Origin of the sequence: Streptomyces cahuitamycinicus, assembly GCF_002891435.1 — a bacterium.
GTDB classification, from domain to species: domain Bacteria; phylum Actinomycetota; class Actinomycetes; order Streptomycetales; family Streptomycetaceae; genus Streptomyces; species Streptomyces cahuitamycinicus.
Genome location: NZ_POUC01000810.1, coordinates 1 through 1600 on the forward strand (window position 1 = coordinate 1; position 1600 = coordinate 1600).

The 1600-nt window shown below is 66.8% G+C and carries 1 protein-coding gene; it reads right to left on the bottom strand.

The annotated features are described in order from the left end of the window. The coding region (locus C1J00_RS43060) for a nickel-dependent hydrogenase large subunit (protein ID WP_102914196.1) at nt 1-1552 on the bottom strand (1552 nt) is incomplete at its 3' end. Nucleotides 1553-1600 lie beyond the last annotated feature (48 nt).

The window sequence follows — 1600 nt, forward strand, 5'->3', positions numbered from 1 at the left end:
GGTACGGGTGGTAGTTGGCGATCTTCTTGTCCTTGATCACCAGGTGGTGGGAGAGGACGCCGCGCACGGCCTCGTGGAAGCCGCAGCCGATCGCCTCGTCGGGCACCTCGTAGTTCTCGAACACCTTGGTCTCGCCCGCGCGGACCATGCCCATGGCCTCTTCGAGGAACTGCAGGGCCATGGCGGCCGCGTAGGCGATGAAGTACGGCCGCGCGCGGTCGCGTTCGATGGTGTTGCTCCACCGCGGGATGCGCCACTCCAGGGTGGTCTCCGGCAGGGACTCGCCCTTGGGCAGGGAGATGCGCACACTGTGGCCGGTGGACTTGACGTAGGGGGTGTCGACCAGGCCGCTCAGCGCGGTCGACCACAGGCGGGCCAGCGGGCCGCCTCCGGTGTCGAGGGCGAGGTGGTCGCCGGTGCGCTGGTCGAACCAGCGGGGGCTCATCACCCAGCTGTACTTGTCGTCGAAGTCGCGCTTCTGCGGCACCGGGACGGTGGTCTGGTTCCACGGGTGGCGCATGTCGACGGGGTTGCCGAGCGGGTCGTGGGTGACGAAGGGCGACTCGTTCACCCAGTCCTCGTAGTACGAGCTGCCGAGCATGATGCGCAGCCCGAGGTTGATGTCGACGAGGTTGTTCGTGACCAGTTCGCCGTCGACGATGATGCCCGGGGTGACGTACATCGCCTTGCCCCAGGTGTTCATGGTCTCGTAGCGGTAGTCGACGACCTTGGGGTCCTGGAAGGCGCCCCAGCAGCCCAGCAGGACGCGGCGGCGGCCGACCTCCTCGTAGCCGGGCAGCGCCTCGTAGAAGAAGTCGAAGACGTCGTCGTTCATGGCGACGGCCTTCTTCACGAAGTCGATGACCCGCATGAGGCGGCTGAGGTAGTCGGTGAAGACCGTCGGCTGCGGCATCGTGCCGACGCCGCCCGGGTACAGCGTGGAGGGGTGGACGTGCCGTCCCTCCATCAGGCAGAACATCTCGCGGGTGACCCGGCTGACCTTGAGGGCCTCCTTGTAGACCTCGCCCTCGAAGGGGTTGAAGGCCTTCATGATGTCGGCGATCGTCCGGTAGCCGTGGATCTCACCGCGGGGCGCCTCGGTGCGCTCGGCGCGGGCCAGGACGCCGGGGTTGGTGGCCTTGACCATCGCCTCGCAGAAGTCCACGAAGACCAGGTTGTCCTGGAAGATGGTGTGGTCGAACATGTACTCGGCGGCCTCGCCGAGGTTGACGATGTGCTCGGCCAGCGGGGGCGGTTTGACGCCGTAGGCCATCTGCTGGGCGTAGTCGGAGCAGGTGGTGTGGTTGTCACCGCAGATGCCGCAGATCCGGGACGTGATGAACCCCGCGTCGCGCGGGTCCTTGCCCTTCATGAACACCGAGTAGCCGCGGAAGAGCGACGAGGTGCTGTGGCATTCGACGACTTCCCGGTTGGCGAAGTCGATCTTCGTGTAGATGCCCAGGTTCCCGATGATCCGGGTGATCGGGTCCCAGGACATGTCCACGAGCTCTGGCGGCTTGCGGTCCGTGGGCCGGGCCTCGGTGGTGGTCATCTGCGGTACTGCCCCTCGCTGTCGGTGGTGTGGGGGTGGGTGCCGGGG